This window comes from Paenibacillus lacisoli, from assembly GCF_030580655.1.
Classification (GTDB): Bacteria; Bacillota; Bacilli; order Paenibacillales; family Paenibacillaceae; genus Paenibacillus; species Paenibacillus lacisoli.
Genome location: NZ_JAUQTB010000046.1, coordinates 1 through 864, shown reverse-complemented (window position 1 = coordinate 864; position 864 = coordinate 1). Strand labels below are relative to the sequence as shown.

Genomic DNA, 864 nt, shown 5'->3' with positions numbered 1-864 from the left:
TCCACTTCACAGAAGAACTTGCTATAACTCGGATAGTTATAGCTCAATTGCGTGTGAAGCTGATTCTTGAGCATGACAAGCGTATCCCGTAAGCTGTACCGCCGCATAACTAGCTGTTTTAGAATCCAGTAATCATCTTGTGGGTGGGCATTTGGCAACCTGTCCAGTTCATCCAGTAACAGCTTGGCGATGTTCTCTGCATCCCAACTGTCATGTTTCTCTGTCATGGCATAGCTTTTACGCTTCCAGTTGGATAAAGCGGCATTGACCTCTTTGACTAGGAAATGATTCTCGACAAGGTAAACGGCTAATGACCTTCCATAGCCCCCCACGTCCTCAAGTCCAAATACTACCGTCATGCCATCCTGCACATGCTTCTTGACCTTGTTTACCACCGCAGGGAAAGCCGATGGCTTATTTTCAAATTCAATGACTTCTAATCGCTCATTCCAACAGTTGATAACAACTGCGGTATGTGTCCGCTTATGCAAATCAACGCCAACATAGATATACTGCTCTTTACGATGTCTCATTTTGAGTATCCCCCTTAGCCTTTATAGCGTTTAGGGAAAAAGAATAGCCGCATCGTCTGTTTAGTATTCGCCCGAAAGCGTACATTGAAGGGTAAGCGTGTCTATTCTTCCTCTATAAACGCTATAAGATGGCTTGATGTAATCCTGTTGCTGTAATGCCGCCGTACTGATACTGACCTTCATAGAACTCTCTGCGGTCAAGTATCCGTTTGACCTGTACTTTCGTGAACTGCTTGCCTTGCTGTGTTGTAAAGCCTTCTTGATTCAATTGAAATGCCATTTCGGATAACGTCCAATTCGGGTTCTGTTCCCGTATGTCAAAGAGCCGTTT

General features: G+C 44.6%; 2 protein-coding genes. Both read right to left on the bottom strand.

The window, feature by feature from the left end:
• On the bottom strand, positions 1-533 hold a 533-nt coding region (locus Q5741_RS21540; RefSeq protein ID WP_305026151.1), incomplete at its 3' end, for an IS110 family transposase.
• 121 nt (positions 534-654) lie between these two features.
• The coding region (locus Q5741_RS21535) for a recombinase family protein (protein WP_305026150.1) at positions 655-864 on the bottom strand (210 nt) is incomplete at its 5' end.